We start from the raw sequence: 18787 nt of genomic DNA on the forward strand, positions 1-18787 counted from the left end.
GTAATATATTCATGGAAAAGCGTTAAGCCTACAAAACTTACCATTTGCCAATCAATACCCTTCATCAATGCCTCACCTCAAGTTTTTATATTTTATAATGTATATGGCTGATGAACGTTGTCTTATTACTAATCTATGGTACAAATCAAAAAATGACACCAGAGTTTGAAATTCCACTTAAAATAGACACATTAAGTAACCGAAAAAGAGCGTTTGTCCACATGTATGGAAAAACACTCTTTTTGTCTAACAATAATGAAAGGCACACTAATGAAATTTATTAATAATTAACCAATTAAGTTTCTACTTCACTAGATAATTTCTTTTGTTTCTAGATATTGAATAACTTTTGCTACGCTTTCTTCAATTGAAAGATTATCGGTTTCAATTGTTAACTCTGGATTTTCTGGTTGTTCATACGGAGAACTTATTCCTGTAAAATTAGGAATAATACCTGCACGAGCTTTTTCATAAAGTCCTTTTGGATCGCGGCTCTCACATGTTTCAAGTGATGCATTTACAAAGATTTCGATAAATTCCCCTTCTTCTACTAGTGCTCTTACTTGATCACGGTCTTCACGAAAAGGCGAGATAAACGCTGTTAATGTAATAACACCCGCATCTACAAACAATTTTGAAACTTCTCCAATTCTGCGAATATTTTCTTTTCGGTCTTCTTCAGTAAAACCAAGTCCTTTATTTAATCCATGTCGAACGTTGTCACCATCAAGTACATAAGAATGTACGTTACGTTGAATTAATGCTGCTTCTACTGCATTGGCTAATGTAGATTTTCCTGAACCTGACAAACCAGTAAACCATAAGATACAACTCTTATGACCTTTCTTTTCTTGACGTTCACTCTTTGAAATTGTCGTTTCGTGCCAGACGATATTGCTTGACATAGTAACCCCCACTTTTTTAAATTTAAATTCCGCCACCTTGATCGTGAATAGCGCTTCTTTCTCTTCTCGCTGCTTGAGCCAGTTGGACCGATCCAATCGTCGCAATAAACACACTAATAATAACAAAGCTTGTGTAAAAATCTGCTTTTAAAAAGAGTGTAATTAAACCGTAACAAATTACTAGAGAAAAAACAGGCGAAACTACCCAGACCATTGCGATTTTTTTTATAATATCTTTTTGCATTACCTTAAAACCATTATTTACTGTTCCAATTCCAATAATTGCTGAGGTCGTTACTTGTGTTAATGGGACAGGTAATCCAAAGATGGAAGCAATAATAACTAATGACCCACCGGTAATAGAAACGGCACTTCCTTGTAATAATGAAAGTCTAGTAATCTTCTTACCATTTGTCTCAAGTACTTTCCCACCAAGAATTACTGCACCTAATGAAACGAACAAGCCTCCAACAATAACAGCTGTACTTACTTCAATCAATCCTGCACCTACTAAGGGACCAACCGCATTTGCTACATTATTCATTCCGGCAGCATAGGCTTCAAAACCACCTGAAATAACTAATAAAAATACGAGCCATTTATGCCATTTCCCTTTGTTCTTTAATGCCGGAAACTTCCTTTCTAAAAAACGAATAAGGTGACCAGCAGCAATAGCTAAAACAAACGCTACAATTGGTACAATTACCCAAAAAGAAACAATAACGATGAGACGGTCGAAATATACTGCTTGAAAGGCCATACCTGCTCCGACGAGTGAACCTACTACAACTTCACTAGTTGAGAGTGGGATACCTAATAAATTAGCGATAAATAGCGTTAAACACGCAGCAGCTAATATGATGATTGTAATTTCAACATTTACAATGTCAGAGGGAATAATCCCCCCTCCAATTGTTTTAACAACCTCTCCACCTGCTAATGCTCCTAAAAAAGCAAAAACTGCTACAATAAGCATCGCTGTTCTTTTCGTTTTAACTGCACCGCTTCCATATGCAGGGCCCATTGCTGCAGCCGTTCCACTAGCACCAATATTCATCGCAAAAAAGAAGGCAATAATAAAAGCTACGATGATTAATACCATCTTCCTCTTCCTTTCCTACTATCGGAAATTGTAACGTGTTTTGGCAATTGATAAACGGTAAACTTCTTTGTCAGCTGGCTACAATTGTCAGTCACCTAAGTGAATACCATTTATACTTAGGTGACTGTCTTATTTTCCCAATCAAACTTCTTCCACTACATTGCCCGTAAACTATTTTGTTAGCTGTGCTACTTTTCCGGCTAGACCATTAATCAATACTTCAACAACTTCTTTTCTACTAAATTCTGGAGGTGGAACCTCCCCATTACTAAGCATTTGACGTACTTTTGTACCAGATAAGATAACTCGATCTTCCTTACCATGTGGGCACGTCTTTGTACTTGCCATGTTCCCACACTTTTTGCAATAAAAACTATGTTCAAAGAATAGTGGTGTAATACCTAGCTCTTTTTCAGTGAAATTACTGAAAATTAATTGAGCATCATACGTACCGTAGTAGTCACCAACACCAGCATGGTCACGCCCTACAATAAAATGAGTACATCCATAGTTTTTACGAACCATTGCATGGAAGATCGCTTCCCTTGGTCCTGCATAACGCATCGCCGCCGGGAAAACCGCTAAGAAAACTCGGTTTTGTGGGTAATAATTTTCTAGTAATACTTGATAACTTTCCATTCTTACATCGGCAGGAATATCATCTGACTTCGTTTCGCCAACTAGCGGATTTAAAAATAATCCATCTACAATTTCTAATGCAGATTTTTGAATATATTCGTGAGCGCGGTGAACTGGATTACGAGTTTGGAAACCTACAACTGTATTCCATCCTAAACTAGTAAACTTTTCTCTCGTCTCAACTGGATCAAGATAAAACTCTTGAAATCTATCTGCTTCAATCTTTTTCACTAGAGTAATAGGTCCTGCAATATACACATCCGGACGAGCAAAAAGTTTTGCTACACCAGGATGAGCAGGGTCTGTCGTCTTGTATACGTTCGCTGCTTCTTCTGATTTGTTTGGTACATAAACTTCTTCAAGCTCTAGTACACCATAAACTGTTCCGTTGACTGTAAGTTTTACTTCTTTGCCAATTGTTAGTTGTTCTGCTTTTTCTTTTGTTACAGGGAGGGTAATTGGAATGCTCCAAACCGTACCATCCGCTAAACGCATTTCATTAACGACTCTCTCATAATCTGCTTTTCCTAAAAATCCAGTAAGTGGACTAAATGCACCATTAGCAATTAACTTTAAATCTGATAAGGCAAAATCATCTAACTCTACCTCAGCTTTTATATGTGAAAATTCATATTGACTATTAAAACGATTTACTAAAGAACCACCGTGTGGAATACTTAAACTCATTATTAACTCCTCCTAAAAAATATTAGTTACTTTATTGATGAAGCCCACATTCTACCTTACCTGAATTAGCCCAGCGACCCGCACGTGTATCTCTCCCATCGGCTACTGGGAGCGTACAGTTTGCACAGCCAATACTCGGATAATTTTGATCATGAAGCTCATTATATGGAAGTTGATGTAATTTAATATACATCCAAATCTCATCCCAAGACCAATGAATGAGCGGACATACTTTTATAGATTGAAAACGATTATCGCGGTTTACGAATTGGACATGTGCTCTAGTTTCAGACTGCTCTCTCCTCAATCCCGATATCCATGCTTGGTATTTAGATAATTCCTCTTCTAAAGGCTTTAACTTTCTAATTTTACAGCATTGATCAGGACTCGATTTCCAAAGTTCATTTCCATATTGCTCATTTTGTTCTGCTACTGTAAGCTCAGGCTTCTTTAATTCAATGTTTAATGTTGGATATTTTGCTTTTACTTTTTCAATAAGTGCGTATGTTTCTTCAAAATGTAACTCAGTATCTAAGAATACGATGGTAGCATTTTTATTTACTTTACTAATTAAATCAATAAGTACAATTCCCTCTGCACCAAAGCTACATGCATAAACAATATCTTCACCAAAGTGACTATATGCCCATTTTAAAATATCGATAGCATCCTTTTTGGCAAGTTGTTCATTTATATTTTTCAACTCATCATCTGTCACTGTTTTGTAGGACAGTTTCGCCATAGAGCTTCCCCCTCACGTTCAAATTTTTACTGTTCCTAAATTTTTAACGTACTTTCATTCATTAGTGGTATTTGATTGATAACTGTTTCTACGTAGACCTAATTACTTGTTATTACTTTTTAAAAAAGGCGACACAAAGTTCCCTTTAGAAACTTAATGTCACCTCTAGTTTGTCTAGTCAGCTCAATTCCAAGTTTTTAACCTTTTTAATCCCGAGTATTTTTATATGTTTAATCACTTAATAAGATTTTAAGAAAATTTCTGACTTTTGTCAAGGGGATGAAAGGATGAAAAAGGAATTTTTTTATAGTTGATGAAGATTTGCGGAAATAGTAAGGGAAGTTATCTCTAAAAGGAGGCATTTACTGACGTTTTTACTTGTTGGTTTGATCCTTTCACTTTTCATTTTAACGTTTCACTTACGAGAGTTCCCCCCTACTTGCACAAATCCAACTTTTAATGCCAAAAGTAGAAAAATCACACACAGCTTTAAATTTCCCCCCTCAAAAAAAACAGTTTTCTAATGCATTTCACATTAAAAAACTGCCATCTTTTTAATCTTTACTAGATATAATCCCGTGCTTTAGTGCATATCTAACTAAATTTGATTTTTTCTTTGCGTCTATTTTTTCCATTATTCTTGCCTTATACGTATCTACGGTTTTAATACTAATAAATAATTCCGTAGATATTTCTTTTTGTGTATAACCAAGAGCGATGTATTTTAATACTTCTCTCTCTCTCGGACTCAATAAGTCAACTTCCGATCCTACTTCACTTTCTTGTTCACTTTCTTGTTCACTTTCATTAGGTTTAGCATATAAACTAGGGATTAATGTAGGATATATATAGTGCTCTCCCCTTAATACCGTCTGAACAGCTGCAATTAACTCCGTATCAACAGCTCTCTTCAAAACATACCCTGACGCTCCTGCATTTAATCCTTCTTTTAAATAGGCCTCGTCAGAATACATCGTTAAGATTAGTATCTTTGTATCTGGAACTTTTTCTTTAATTATTTTCGTCGCTTCAATTCCATCTTTTTGGGGCATATTTATATCCATGATTATAATGTCAGGTGTATATTTTTCTGCTTTCTCAATAGCAATATTTCCATTTTCAGCTTCTGCTACAATTTCAAAATCTTTCTCTGTTAAAATTATATTTTTTAAACCTGAGCGAAAAACTGGGTGATCATCAGCTAGCATGATTTTGATTGTCAAGAATTTCTCCCCCTCCATCTTTTAATGGTATTTTCACCATGACAGCAGTCCCTTCATCAATTTCAGATTCAATATTAAACGTCCCACCTATTAACGAAACTCTTTCTTGCATTCCTCTAATCCCTAAATTATATTTTGAAGGATCTTTATTTAACACTTCTTCTACTTGAAAACCTATACCATCATCCTCAATGATCACAGAAATCATCTGGCCATTCTTCATAATAATGACACTAACAGATGTTGCATTTGCATATTTCAAAATATTGGTTAACGACTCTTGGACAACTCTAAATATAGCTGTTTCCACTTCCGGTCTAAGTCTTTCTTTCTCAATACCCTTTAAAATCAAATCAAATTCTACAGGATATTTCTTTTTAAACTCATCAGTGTAGCGCTCAATAGCTACTTTTAATCCAAACTTATCCAATATGCTCGGACGTAGTTGCCAAGCTAAGTCATGAACTTCTTCAATTGTTTGATGTGCCAAGTTTCTTAGCTTCGTAATTTCACGCTGTCTCTGATTTTCATCGTCTACCTCTTGCAATACCTTTAACCCTAACAATATAGATGATAAAGAGTGACTCGTCTCATCATGAAGTTCTCGTGCAATCCGTTTCCGTTCTTCTTCTTGTACCGTCATTACTTTTCCAAGGAGCATTTGTCGAACTTTTTCTTTCTTCCTAAGTTCTTGCCATAGTTGTATATTTTCAATAGTGACAGATAATTGATTACAAATAGATTTTATTATTTTTACGGAGTAAGGGTCGAGCTCTTTTAAACTACATATTTCTATTTTCCCAACGTTTTGCTCCTTTACAATAAGAGGTAGTGAATTATTAACCTTTTTTTCGGTACTAGTACAAAGGCAATGGCTATTTTGTTTATTAAGTAATTCAAATTCTACTAAACAGTTTTCTTTCGAATTAAAAAACGTTTCATAGTTATTATCTACTTTTATTTGAATTAAGGCACTGTTTAAGGAAAGTTCACTTACTAAATTCTCTACAAATTTTTCTAAAACGTTTCTTAATTCCTCAACTGTTTTTATATTTGCAGAGATGTTATTTAATAATGTTAATTCTCTGTTTCTTGTTAACACTTCTTTATAGTATTTTTCTTTTTCGTTTCTTGCCTTTTCTAAATTCTCTAACATTGAATTAAATGAATGAGTGAGTTTACCGATTTCATCATTTGAAAAGTTATGAATGCGTGATGAAAAATCACCTTTCGCTACTTGTTTCGTTAAATTTACTAATTGTGTGATCGGATAAGTAATAACCCTTGTGAGCCCTAACACAATTAATAAAGAGAGCATAAGTACAATTAACATCGTGACAAACATTTGCTGTGTGACATCTTGAAGCGCTTGATCAAGTGAATCACTGCGTAAACCCACCCTCGCTGTACCACCAAAACCTTTAACAATCGGAACAGCCACATCTCGAATGATGCCTTTTTCAGTGTCGAACATAACTAAATTATGAAGATCATCTTTGTCTACTTCGTTAACATGAAGTAATTCAGTACTTATATATACATCCTCATACGAATGAACAACCGTCCTTCCGTTTTCATTTAATATAAATACGTACTCAATATCCCTATTATTTTGTATCGTATCATTCACTAACTTTTGCAAGGCATATATATTATTGGTAAGCAATAAGTCACTACTTTTAGATGCTACATCACTTCCAATTGATTTAACCCTTTCATCCAATTGTTGTGTTAACGTTTCTGTAATGGAGATCCTTACTCCTATTAAACTTATAATTGTTATTAAAAAAATGATCGCAAATACCATTCCATAAATTTTCACATGAATAGAGCAACTTGTCATAAAGCTTGGAACCTTTACATTTCTCCACATTAGTCTCCACCCATAAACTTCATTGCATCTCTTATTGGTTGATACTTTTCTCGATTTATAGGAACGTACTCCTGAATTTTCAATTCTTGTAATATATGTTGCCCACGTGGATCTTCATTAAGAGTTAGAATTAATTCCTTTATATCTGTTTTTAGGTTTTCATCCGTTTTATGAGACACAACAATTGGAGGTGCCCCTGCCCAAGGACCTTTTTGTACAATTTGAATTTGCATTGCATCTTCATTCTCCAAATCTAGTAACATATCAAATAAAATACTATCTACCGCTGCACCATCAACAGCTCCCCTTGCTACTGCACTAACTGAATAATCATGACTGTACGTATAAAATGTCTCCTCAAAAAAATCGTTAGCTGTATAACCCATTTGGACTATCATTTCTAAAGCTGCTAACCTTCCTGTATAAGAATACGGATCAGCAAAAGCAAAACGCTTTCCTTTTAAATCTGCCAACGTTTCTAAGCCACTATTTTTATGAGTAATAATATAAGATCTATAAACATCATCATTATCAATTAGTGTAGTTGCTAAATCAACCATATACCCTTCCTCAGTGCCAATAACGTAGGAAAGTGAACAAATAAACGCTAAATCAACTTCTCCGTTTTTTAATAGCTCATTAACCTCATCGTACGTTTGTTTTTGAATAATCAGTATTGGTCGCTCGAGGTGATCTTCCAAATATTTAATTAATAAATCATACTTATATCTTGTTTCTTCAGGGGAAACAACCGAAGCAAATGCTGTACGAATAACATTCTCAGATTCTTCTGGAAGAGAAGTGTCATTCTCCTCTTCTGTTGAGATAAGGGGAACGTAGGTTAGTTCTTGTTTTTCACTACAAGCAACTACTATTATTAATGATAAAATGATCATCGTCCAAAACCGTCTAATGACAATCCCCCCTAGAATTCTTATTTTAAAATTAAATTTATTTAAAGATTAATATTTATCTCATCATTCTATTATACATTTTGATGTACTAAAAAAGTTTTTTTATGTAATTGTCACCAAACGGTTAGATTTCAAATGGAAGCAATACCATTTTATTCAAACTGTATCCATTGAGATCGATATGGTAAAAAAATAAAAAAGCTGTCGGTCAAATACCAACAGCCTTTCGAAAATTTTTACTTTCTAAGTTATCCGATTTTAGATGGATTCGCACTTCTGATAACCTTCGTATCTTCATGACCGTAAGCATCTAAGGAGAATTTCTTTACTCCAAACATGTAAATGAGGACTGCGGCTGCTATTCCACCAGCAATGATTGCCCATTCTGTAAAGGTAGAAGTGTAGATAGCCACTTCTCCGTATGGTTGCACAAGTTGCCCTCCGATAACCATAATATATTTATCTACAAACATTCCTACTAAAACTAGAAGTCCTGCTAAAACTAACTTTCCTGGTGTTCTATTCTTCATTAGCATAAAAATTGGTATTACTAGACCTAAAGCAATGACGACACCCCAAAAAGCAACTGAATATGTTCCATTTAAAATCATCGTAAAGTTCTCTGAACCTACATAGAACAATGTGATTAATCGCCATGCATGAAAACCTAAAGCTACTGCTAATAAAATAGCCATTGCTTTCCCTAAATAACTTAATACTTCTTGTAACTGTAAGTTTACCTCATCTTTAGCTACTTTATAGGTTAATACTGTTGCAATTAATAACGTTGCAATTCCAGTTATTAACGCGGAGAGTACGAAATAAACTGATGTTGCTCCTCCAAACCAAAGTGGGCGTTGAATAACAACAGCAAAGATCCCACCTAAAATACTTGTCGCTGCAACTGCTCCACAAAGAGTTATATATGATGCTACTTTAACTGCTTTTTCGTTCCCTGTTTGTACCGAGAAAAATTCAAATAGTAATACAACTACATATATTCCATAAGTTGCACCCATCCACCACATTGGCGCTTGTAGATTAGGTGAAGTAATAAAATAAAACACACGATCCAACCTTCCTAAATCCATTGCAAGGACTAGTAAAGCAGGTAGTAATACTGAAATAGCTAAATACAGAGATCTTTTACTAATAATCTCAAATCTTTTAAATCCTAATGCATGGCCGAATGTTGATACTAAACACATTCCGCTAGCAGCTAAAGCTAAAAATACATAGGCTACGATTAAAATGTTCCAAGGTACTTGATCAGTAGATCCAAACACTACTTGACCTTGAACGATTGTGTTTCCCATACTATATATCCCGATAGCTAGAACAATACTAGCAAGGATTACGACAGGTAAGCCTTTTGTCAATTGTTTGGCTGTCATTGTTAGTTCCCTCCTTATTATTTAATTGGACAGTGCCAATTACTCAAATTCCCCGTTTTGATAAAGAATGCCTTTCCGCACTTGTTTTACATTACACTCTTCACAATACGTTTTTGTTTCTATTTTTTTATCCCCACATCCAGGACACTCATTTAATTTTGTTTCGTAAAGCAATATACTTTTTCGGATTTCTTCAAAATTAATTGAGCTTTTACGAATTTCTAAACAGACATTTTCACAAATATCACAATCAATGCAATACTGCGCTTGAAATTGTAGCGAGGTTTTTTCCTCTGTTTCTTCTAATTTAAGTGCTCCAGTTGGACATGTAGCTGAGCATTTCCGACATAACTGGCAGTTGCTAGTAACTTCTAATTTCACGATTCCTAGCTTTTTAGCGATCTTATCTGGTATATTCCCTGTACTATATTTTTTCTTTATGCAAGATAATAAGTACTTCCTTCGGTCCGTTAACGAAAGTTTATCCCTAAGATTACTAGACTGATCAAAAGAGTCAAAAACAAGATGTGATATTTGATCTTTCGTTTTATTTTTTGATAAAGAGAATAATTCTCTTCTTGATACTTTCCGTTTAGAAGCTATTCTTGCGTCTTTATTATCAATGACTTCAACAGTACATTCCGAGATATTACTATCATTCCATTCTTTTATCCAACTTAAATCTCGTTTGTGGGTCCAGTTAGACTTACAGGAAAGACACCGCTTCTCATTCCATAAGATTTGCATCTTTTTATCATACAAAGTTCCTATCATTAACATTTCAGGTCTAAGCGAAGAGACACACGGTAGGATTACATCTGTACTAGGGTCACCTTGTTCTTCACATGAGAAACAAACACTTTCACAGTTTTGAATTTTTTTTTCATATTTATGGAGCTGTTCAAATTCATAATTCAACGCTTCTGTCGGACATACATGTATACATAATCGACAGTTGCTACACTTAGAGCTATCAAACGTTAACTTTCCATCTGTAATATTTATAGCTGGTTGGGGGCAAACTTCTTCACATAAAGAACATTGTGAATGTTTATTACGGTTTCTCAGGCAGCGACTTTCACTTAAACGAACAAAACTTTTATCAATCATTCGCTTTAATAGAAACTTACTCCACATTCGTAGTTCGCCCCTTTCCTAAATATTAATAATTTAATGATGTTTGTGGATGTAATTCTTCACGTTCACACATAACTACTTTAGCAGTTAAATCTACTAGTTTTTTATAGAAATCTAGATTTCCTCTTTTGTTTATTTGTTCTTTAAACGGTAGTATCCACCTACTTAAATGAGTATGAATAAACTTCGCCAGTAAGTTTAGAAACGACAGTTCATTCGTTTGAACATATTGAAAGTAAAGGTAATAAATAAACTCAAGCTCAACTTTAATGTGATCAGGAACATCCTTGAAGTCCTTTGACATGACAATGCCAGCTTCTTGATACATTTGCTCAGCGTACCTGGTGGATTCCCCTTGAATCTGACGTCCATTTTCTAGATAAATAGAGCTATAGGGTGGTGCAAGTACATCAAAAGGACCAATAAACAATTTTGCATGTTCTACTGCTAATGTTGTTAATTCTTCATCTTGTTCAAATATTCTATTGAACTCATTCTCTAGCTCTTTACCGTCTGTGACAAGGTCAGGGTAAAGAGTTTGTAGACTATTTCTTAATGGTTCGAACAACACTTGCAAATCCTGATTCGGCTTGTTAAATAATTCAGACAACACTTTATAAAGGTTTGCCTTATGTTGAAAAATTCCTAGTTTCTCTCCCATACTTAGTCACTTCCCCTACTATTCTAGTTAGTTTGTTTATTTTAGAAGCTTCTTAAGTAAAATACTTTTGGTTTTGTTCCAAGATCTTCTCGTAACCCTTTATGATCATGCCTTAATAGTTCATGAATTTTATCGTTTGGATCATTTAAATCTCCTACATATCTCGCTTCTGCTGGACAGCGAGTAACACAATATGGTTGTTCACCACGATCTAGCCGATGATCACAAAGTTGACATTTTTCAACAATCCCACGGTAACGAATGGCTTCATAATTAAAATTACGCTCAGGATTATAATAAGGGATTGGTGTACCAATTTTCTCTTTAATTTCAGCAGGTGTCGCTGATAATTCACTCCACGCTTCTTTTTCATTCCAATATTGGTGTGGATCTTTCTTATTAAAACAGATAACTCCATAAGGACAGGATGCCATACAGCTTTTACAACCGATACATTTATCCGCGTTGTGTAAAGTTAACCCATTTTCGTCTTTATACATTGCTTTTACTGGACAAGCTTTCACACATGGGGCATTTTCACAATGATTACATAATGTTGGAATATATTCATATTTTACATTTGGAAATTTACCCGTAGTTGTATGAATGTGATGAGACCAATTCATGCCTGGTTCTGTATTGTTTTCATTTTTACATACAACTGAACATGCTGCACAACCAATACATGATTGTAGGTCAATTGCCATTGCATAATTTTTAGCCACAACCGTCACCTCCGTACGTTTTTAACGTTCTATTAAACTTTTTCTATCTTAATTCTTGATTGGCCACCATGCCTTGCACCACTTCCGCTTAGTGCTTCATGAACAGGTGCTAAAATTGTGTTATTGTTTCCTCCACGAGCAATTTGCTTTTTACGATCTAGAGATGCGATATGACCGTAAGCCCAGTGGCCTTGACCGTAACACTTCGTTACAACACCTGGACGAGTACCTTCCCATAGCTTTGCTTTAACAGTGATTGAGCCTGTTGCTGAAGTAATCTTAATCATGTCACCATTTTCAATCCCAAGCTTTTTCGCATCAATTGGATTAATTTTCGCTACATCGTCCCATGCTTCATCACCTGGATCAGCATCTTTAAATTCTTGATACCATGAGGTATTAGCTGAACGAGCTTCACGATTTAATTTTGAACGGTGATCAGAGAAAATAAGTGGATATTCATTTTCATCCCCAACACGGTAGGCTGGTTCGTAGTGAGGAACAAACGCTAACTCTCCCCGTGCGGTATAATTTGTTGCTTCCATCACTTTATCTACATTTACATTATGTCTTTCTGCATGGGCTTCTAAGGCTTTCTTTAATGTCTCACTATAGAATTCAAACTGTCCTGTTTCAGTTCCCCAGTTACCGTTCCATTTTTGACGGAAACGATAAGGAATTGAGTTCCACGTTCCAATCTTTTTATACTCTTCCCAGCCGTTAATGACATCACCTTGTTTTTCAATTGTTGGATCCCATAATGGTTGAGTATATATTTTTGTTGCAATTTCATTAAATTCTTTTCCATTTGTAGGTTTTTTACCCGTTTCTGGATCCACAAACTCGTTGCGGAAATAATCAATAAGGTTAGAGAAGCCTTTTCTTTCTAATGCTTCACCTAGCATCCACGGAACCTCTGTTTCATCAATTCTTACGTCAAAAGGTGACTCGATAATTTCATTTTGAATATGACAATGTCTGTATAAATTACCATTACTTCCACGAACAGCACTCAAACGCTCAAACATGTGGTGTGGTACAGGCAAGACAATATCGGCAAAGTGTGTTTGCTCTGCTGGGTTTAATGTCATGTGTACCATAAATGGTAATTTGGCCAATGCCTCATCCCAACGATCTGTTCCCTGATTACTATAGTTGAAATTCGTCCAGTAGCTCATCACTACTTCCAAACTATATGGATCTTCGTTTAATATTGAGTCTGCTATTGTATTTGTTGGCTTGATCCCACCAGAATTACCTGCATTCATCGCTGGCATTTCTAATTTTCTTCCGCCAAAATCAGCACGTGGCATGCTATTACCATTCGCAGCAATAGAATCTATATATTTCTCAAAGTCTGGGAAACTATTTACTGGACAGCTTTCGCCACCACAAATTACTCCTCCAACATTATCAGCTGATCCTACTAATCCATTTAAAGCTGCCATTGCTTGTGCCGTATATCCACCACGAACGACCATATTCGAGCCGGGTGACATGAAAGAAATTGCTCTCGGTGCGGCACGACCGAAGTCTCTTGCCACTCGATATATTTGTTCTGCTGGAATTCCACTGCGCTCAGCAGCCCATTCTGGAGTTGCATCTTTAAGAGCGATGTTCCACCATTTGACTAATCCGTATGTTTGGATTTCTTCAAAATCTTCTTCATTAACAGTTCGACCCGCTACGAAACGATTTACACCATCTTTAAAATCTCCTACAAATGGCTTATACCAAAGTTCTTCCGTTAATAATACGTGTGCAATCGCAATCGCTAACGCTCCGTCTTCACCTGGGATAACCGGTAACCACTCATCTGCTTTGGCTGCAGTAGTTGATAACCTTGGATCAACTACTGCTATTTTCGCTTGATCTTTTAATTTACCAAATAAGCTTGCAGTATGAGGTACTTGACGGTTTGAGGCAATTGGGTCAGCTCCCCACATTAACTCGTAAAAAGCATTTTCATGGTCATAATCGGCATATCCCCAATACGCTTCTGTATAGTAACGGCCATGTTTTTCTGTTTCCGCACAGATCGATGAGTGAGAAACATTATTTGGTGTACCAATAATCTTTGGCATATTCCCGTAAAGAATACCGTTAAGTGCGGTATAACGTCCGCGCCATACTGAAAACTTATGCGTTTCATTTCTTTTACGAAGATCCATGATTTTATCTGCGATTATATCCATTGCTTCTTCCCAAGAGATTGGTATGAAACCAGGATCTTCATCTCTACCTTTTTTTGGATTCGTTCTCTTCATCGGTTGTTTTACACGATCTGGATCATACACTTGTTGAAGAGCAAGGTGTGAACGAACACAGGAATGTCCATGATTTGCTTTTGCATTTGGGTTTCCTCTTACTTTAGTGGCCCTTCCATTGATACGATACACTTGAACCGCACACCAAGCTGTACAGCCTTGACAAGTACTTGCAATCCATTCACCTTGTGGTTCGTTTTTAGCTGCAGCTTCAGTATTTTTCGTAAATGCATTCAACATAGGCTTTGTTTGACTTGCCCCTGCTACAAAAAGACCACTTACAGCTGATAATTTAATAAAATTTCTTCTATTAACTTTCACAAATACCACCTCCATTAATTCATAAAGAAGTCTTTAACTTCATAGCTTATGCTTTATTTAGATCTATTTTTATAAGTGACTTTCTCAACAATAAATCTCTAGTAAAGTTAGCTGTAAACTCTTTAATAAATCTAATCATTTATTAATTTTTTATATAATCAGAATTTATAAATTTCTAACTTGGAAACTGTCTAGCTTATCGTAGTTTCATACCAAAGTAGTTTTTTCTCTACTTCTTTTCCTCGACATCATCAGCAGTTAACTCTCTTGTAGATTTCTTAAATTCTTTTAACGTATCACCTACTGCCCTACCCATTTCTGGGAGTTTTTTCGGACCGAAAATGATTAGTGCAATTACTAAGACCAATATCAACCCTGGAATTCCGATGTTGGTTAAAATGTGAAACGCCTCCTCAATATTAATTATTTACCTTCTTTTTCCTCTCCTCGGGACTAACATGCAATATTACGCAATCACCTGTGAAACATTGCACAAACAAACTCATACTTTATATACTTGGAAAAGGTTAGGTTGGTCGTGCTCACCTTTCTGATAATCTCATTTTGCATGATCTAGAACCTTTTTCTCTATCAGAAAAACGGATACCGCTTGTAGGGAAAAAACGTAATTGTGACTAAAAAAATCCCTACACTCGTAAATGTTGTTAATACAACATTTGATGTGTAAGGATTTCTTTGTTTCCCATTGATATTGAGCAAAAGTCACAAACATTTCATATTTTCAGCTAGATATATACCCTTTCTTTTCATAATGCTCTCTCGGGAAAATTTGTACAAACCTCTATTTTTCCTGACAGCCGTTTAACATATTCGATTTCTTGAGCTGAATTTGGCGTCCAAGCAACGATCTTCCTTCCTTTTATTAGGTGCTTTTCTACAAAAGGCTTCGTTAAAAAGGGAAATGAGATAGAAATTGTATTAGCCCCGGCATGCTCCAGCTGTTCATTAAGTAAGGTTGGGTTACCTACAATAATTATACCTGTTTCAATGAATGAAGAAAGTTCTCTTACCCTTCTTACTTCCTTATGATCAAAGGACGTTATTACAACCTCTTTGTCCATGTTCATATTTTCAACGCACTGAACAACTTTGTTTGCCAAGCCTTCGTACATATTACCTGCTGTTTTTAATTCAAGATTTAAACGTTTCTTCCCCTTACATAGCTGAAGTATTTCTTCCAAAGTAGGGATTTTTTCACCTTGGTACTTAGGTGAAAACCATAATCCAGCATCTAGCTTTTGCAGCTGTTTAAAAGATATATCTTTTACAAAACCAACTCCATTTGTCGTTCTCTCCAAACGAAAATCATGAATAATGATAGGTACACCATCTTTCGTTAGCTGAACATCCAATTCAATCGATTGGATCCACCTTTCATCAATAGCCAACTTAATTGCAGCTAGAGTATTTTCAGGTGCCCTGCTGGACCAACCTCTATGAGCCATAATTGGATTCATGCTTTTATCACTCCTCATTAAAGTAAATGCCCTTTCGTCCCTCACGTCGCGCAAAAAGCGGTAACACTTTCGTTACCGCTTTTTGATGCCATTATAGTTCTTCCATTTTTTTTAATACTTCCTTAATCTTCTCTCCAATTAAGTAGTCAATTTCCACGACCATGTTTTCGGTTTCTGGATTAACACCTACATAACCTCTTTCGTACCCAACAACCTGATTTCCATCTAAATCAAGAAAACCAAATTTCTGACCAAATTCACCTTGGTAATCCGTCAAAAACTCGAAATTGTCAAGAGGAAATACCTCCTGTAAATAAGCATGTTCTTCAGGAGTTGACAAACTAATTCCATAAATTTTTACACCCTGTAATTCATCTTCACTATGTTTATTCAGCTCAACTAGCTGAGTGATACAAATTTGTCAGCCAACACCAGTAAAGTATGCATAAATTGTTTTTCCTTCAGGATTAATATTAACAAAATTTTCAGAAGTATCTAAAAGAGAAATATTAAAGGCATCTTTACTAAAAGTTAATGGCTCTGTCTCTACTCTATCTTGTTCTTCGCTACCATTACAGCCAGCAATTACTACAACAAGCAATAGAACAAAAACTGCTAAGATTTTTTTCTTCATTCAATTGTCTCCTTAATTACATCATATTTTTATTATCATGAAACTCGAATCACTTTTTCTAAAACTATTATAGAGATACTACAACCATTCCTGCAAGTATATAATAGTCGTTTCGTGAAAAGCCCATAAATAAACCTTTCTACAGAACTTTACTTTTACAAATTTTTAAGGGTACCTTTAAACACAACTAAAGGTACCCTCATTTTTTCACCTCTATTTAATTTGGTCTACGAAATATAACAATCAAACTTTAATTTCTCATTAATTCTTTTTACTTATTGTGCCACTTCGTCTGATTATTTTATTGCTCCATCGATAACACCTTTAATTACTTGTTTTTGCAAAATAATAAAGAAAATAACGATCGGTATCATTGCTAAGATAAGTCCCGCCATGGCAGGCCCAAAACTAGATGTATATTGTCCAAAGAAATAATATGTTGATAATGGAATTGTTCGATTTCCTTCTGAAACTAACACTAATGACGGTAGTAAGAAGTCATTCCATATCCATAGGACATCTAATATAACTATTGTTACCGTAATCGGCTTTAACATTGGGAATACGACTAACCAAAAAACTTGTAATCTTGAAGCACCATCAATTAATGCAGCTTCTTCAAGCTCTACTGGAATAGATTTCATGAATCCATGATACATAAATGTTGCTAAACTTAGTCCAAAGCCTAAATAAAAGAACATTAACATCCATTTACTGTTTAGCAAGCCTAAATTTCCATAAATCGATACGAAAGGAATCATTAAAGCTTGGAAAGGAATAATCATCGACGCTACTAATAACAGCAAAATCACACCATTCATTTTCCATTTCCATCTCACGAGAAAATAAGCTAGCATCGAAGAAAATACAATGATTAATAAAACCGAAATTACTGTAATTAATATTGAATTCCATAATGCCGACATAAAATTCATTGTCTGAAAAGCAGAAATATAATTTTCAAATGATAGTGCTTTCGGTAGTGCCAACGGATTACTAACAATATCTAAACGGTCTTTAAATGAGTTAATAAAAACTAAGGCAAATGGGAAAAAATATAAAATAAATAGAACAACTGAAAGAGTTAGTAAAATGATTGATTTTATTTTTCTCCTCTTTTTCATTATGCTTCAACCTCCATTTTCTTCATAATTCTAACTTGAGTAATGGCAATTGCTGCGACGATAATGAAAAGAATAAATGCTTTCGCTTGACCAGAACCGAAATTTTGATAAAGAAATGCGTCATTGTATACGTGCATCGCAATTAATTCTGTCGATCGAAACGGACCACCACTAGTTAACGAAAGATTCGTATCATAAACTAAGAAACTACGTTGCAATGTTAAGAATAAACTTATCGTGAACGCTGGGATCATTAATGGAATTTTTATTTTCACCATTTGTTGCCAAGCGTTAGCTCCATCTAAATCAGCAGCTTCAAGCAACGATTTATTAATTCCCATTAATCCTGCAATGTAAATCAACATCATATAACCTGAGCTTTGCCATACCCCAACAATTACAAGTGTCCAAAAAGCTTTTTCAGGAACAGCTAACCATGAATAAGAAAAAATAGATAACCCCGTTGCTTCACCAAAGTGGACGATAACTCTTGTAAAAATAAATTGCCAAATGAAACCTAAAATAATGCCACCAATTAAGTTTGGTGTAAAAAAGCCCATTCTAAAAAAGTTTTGCCCTTTCATTCCACTTGTTACGAGTAACGCTAGCCCAAAGGCAATCACATTAGTTAAGACTAACGTATAGACTACGTATTTAAACGTAATTTTCATTGAGTCCCAAAATCCTGAATCTGAAAAAGCTATCACATAATTTTCAAAACCTCTGAATTCTAATAATGAACCCGAAAAGCCAGTCCAAGTAGTAAAAGTCATCGCAACTCCTAGTAGTAAAGGAAAAATCATAACAACTAGGAATACAAAAAGAGGTATTAAAGCAAACGTACCGACTACCTTTAACTTATCTACTAATTTTTTTTCATTGTACATTCTAGGACCTCCATCTACTTCATATGTTATTCTAGATTTAATAGCTAAAAAATGAGAGCAACTTGCTCATCGCA

The 18787-nt window shown here is 35.2% G+C and carries 18 protein-coding genes; all 18 read right to left on the bottom strand.

Annotation, left to right across the window (positions count from 1 at the left end; translation table 11 throughout):
- Nucleotides 1-311: 311 nt before the first annotated feature.
- The 18 genes from cysC to BKP37_RS14040 all read right to left on the bottom strand — a co-directional run bounded on the left by cysC (nucleotide 312) and on the right by BKP37_RS14040 (nucleotide 18713).
- On the bottom strand, nucleotides 312-905 hold the full coding sequence (gene cysC / locus BKP37_RS13955) for an adenylyl-sulfate kinase (protein WP_071310213.1): 594 nt from the start codon (nucleotides 903-905) through the stop codon (nucleotides 312-314).
- 22 nt (nucleotides 906-927) lie between these two features.
- Nucleotides 928-2007: a sulfate permease gene (locus BKP37_RS13960; RefSeq protein WP_071310214.1), complete on the bottom strand. Its 1080-nt coding sequence runs from the start codon at nucleotides 2005-2007 to the stop codon at nucleotides 928-930.
- A gap of 171 nt (nucleotides 2008-2178) precedes the next feature.
- Complete coding sequence (gene sat / locus BKP37_RS13965) at nucleotides 2179-3333, bottom strand: sulfate adenylyltransferase (RefSeq protein ID WP_071310215.1); 1155 nt, start codon at nucleotides 3331-3333, stop codon at nucleotides 2179-2181.
- A gap of 31 nt (nucleotides 3334-3364) precedes the next feature.
- Nucleotides 3365-4075 carry a phosphoadenylyl-sulfate reductase gene (locus tag BKP37_RS13970; protein WP_071310216.1) on the bottom strand — a complete coding sequence of 237 codons (711 nt, stop codon included), beginning with the start codon at nucleotides 4073-4075 and terminating at the stop codon, nucleotides 3365-3367.
- Between the two features lie 554 nt (nucleotides 4076-4629).
- Nucleotides 4630-5298 (bottom strand): response regulator transcription factor, encoded by a 669-nt coding sequence (locus BKP37_RS13975; protein ID WP_071310217.1) that lies wholly within the window; start codon nucleotides 5296-5298, stop codon nucleotides 4630-4632.
- Nucleotides 5273-7171: a sensor histidine kinase gene (locus BKP37_RS13980; RefSeq protein WP_071310218.1), complete on the bottom strand. Its 1899-nt coding sequence runs from the start codon at nucleotides 7169-7171 to the stop codon at nucleotides 5273-5275. Before BKP37_RS13980 ends, BKP37_RS13975 begins: the two co-directional genes overlap by 26 nt.
- Nucleotides 7171-8067 (bottom strand): substrate-binding domain-containing protein, encoded by an 897-nt coding sequence (locus BKP37_RS13985; protein WP_071310219.1) that lies wholly within the window; start codon nucleotides 8065-8067, stop codon nucleotides 7171-7173. Before BKP37_RS13985 ends, BKP37_RS13980 begins: the two co-directional genes overlap by 1 nt.
- Nucleotides 8068-8333: 266 nt before the next feature.
- Nucleotides 8334-9479 carry an NrfD/PsrC family molybdoenzyme membrane anchor subunit gene (gene nrfD, locus BKP37_RS13990; RefSeq protein WP_071310220.1) on the bottom strand — a complete coding sequence of 382 codons (1146 nt, stop codon included), beginning with the start codon at nucleotides 9477-9479 and terminating at the stop codon, nucleotides 8334-8336.
- A gap of 39 nt (nucleotides 9480-9518) precedes the next feature.
- On the bottom strand, nucleotides 9519-10616 hold the full coding sequence (locus tag BKP37_RS13995; RefSeq protein WP_071310221.1) for a 4Fe-4S dicluster domain-containing protein: 1098 nt from the start codon (nucleotides 10614-10616) through the stop codon (nucleotides 9519-9521).
- 25 nt (nucleotides 10617-10641) lie between these two features.
- Nucleotides 10642-11277, bottom strand: a complete 636-nt coding sequence (locus tag BKP37_RS14000) for a TorD/DmsD family molecular chaperone (RefSeq protein ID WP_071310222.1) — start codon at nucleotides 11275-11277, stop codon at nucleotides 10642-10644.
- Between the two features lie 41 nt (nucleotides 11278-11318).
- Complete coding sequence (locus BKP37_RS14005; protein WP_245712529.1) at nucleotides 11319-12002, bottom strand: 4Fe-4S dicluster domain-containing protein; 684 nt, start codon at nucleotides 12000-12002, stop codon at nucleotides 11319-11321.
- A gap of 32 nt (nucleotides 12003-12034) precedes the next feature.
- Entirely contained in the window at nucleotides 12035-14590 is a 2556-nt protein-coding gene (locus tag BKP37_RS14010) for a molybdopterin-dependent oxidoreductase (protein ID WP_071310223.1), read from the bottom strand.
- A gap of 229 nt (nucleotides 14591-14819) precedes the next feature.
- Nucleotides 14820-14990, bottom strand: a complete 171-nt coding sequence (locus BKP37_RS14015) for a twin-arginine translocase TatA/TatE family subunit (RefSeq protein WP_071310224.1) — start codon at nucleotides 14988-14990, stop codon at nucleotides 14820-14822.
- 367 nt (nucleotides 14991-15357) lie between these two features.
- On the bottom strand, nucleotides 15358-16068 hold the full coding sequence (locus tag BKP37_RS14020) for a glycerophosphodiester phosphodiesterase (RefSeq protein WP_071310225.1): 711 nt from the start codon (nucleotides 16066-16068) through the stop codon (nucleotides 15358-15360).
- Between the two features lie 91 nt (nucleotides 16069-16159).
- Nucleotides 16160-16408, bottom strand: a complete 249-nt coding sequence (locus BKP37_RS14025; protein WP_139193136.1) for a hypothetical protein — start codon at nucleotides 16406-16408, stop codon at nucleotides 16160-16162.
- 81 nt (nucleotides 16409-16489) lie between these two features.
- Complete coding sequence (locus BKP37_RS14030; protein WP_071310227.1) at nucleotides 16490-16702, bottom strand: hypothetical protein; 213 nt, start codon at nucleotides 16700-16702, stop codon at nucleotides 16490-16492.
- Nucleotides 16703-16998: 296 nt separating this feature from the next.
- Nucleotides 16999-17826 carry a carbohydrate ABC transporter permease gene (locus tag BKP37_RS14035; RefSeq protein ID WP_071310228.1) on the bottom strand — a complete coding sequence of 276 codons (828 nt, stop codon included), beginning with the start codon at nucleotides 17824-17826 and terminating at the stop codon, nucleotides 16999-17001.
- Nucleotides 17826-18713 (bottom strand): carbohydrate ABC transporter permease, encoded by an 888-nt coding sequence (locus BKP37_RS14040; RefSeq protein WP_071310229.1) that lies wholly within the window; start codon nucleotides 18711-18713, stop codon nucleotides 17826-17828. The genes BKP37_RS14035 and BKP37_RS14040 overlap by 1 nt, the downstream gene beginning before the upstream one ends.
- Nucleotides 18714-18787: the final 74 nt, after the last annotated feature.

This window comes from Anaerobacillus alkalilacustris (assembly GCF_001866005.1).
Taxonomy (GTDB): domain Bacteria; phylum Bacillota; class Bacilli; order Bacillales; family Anaerobacillaceae; genus Anaerobacillus; species Anaerobacillus alkalilacustris.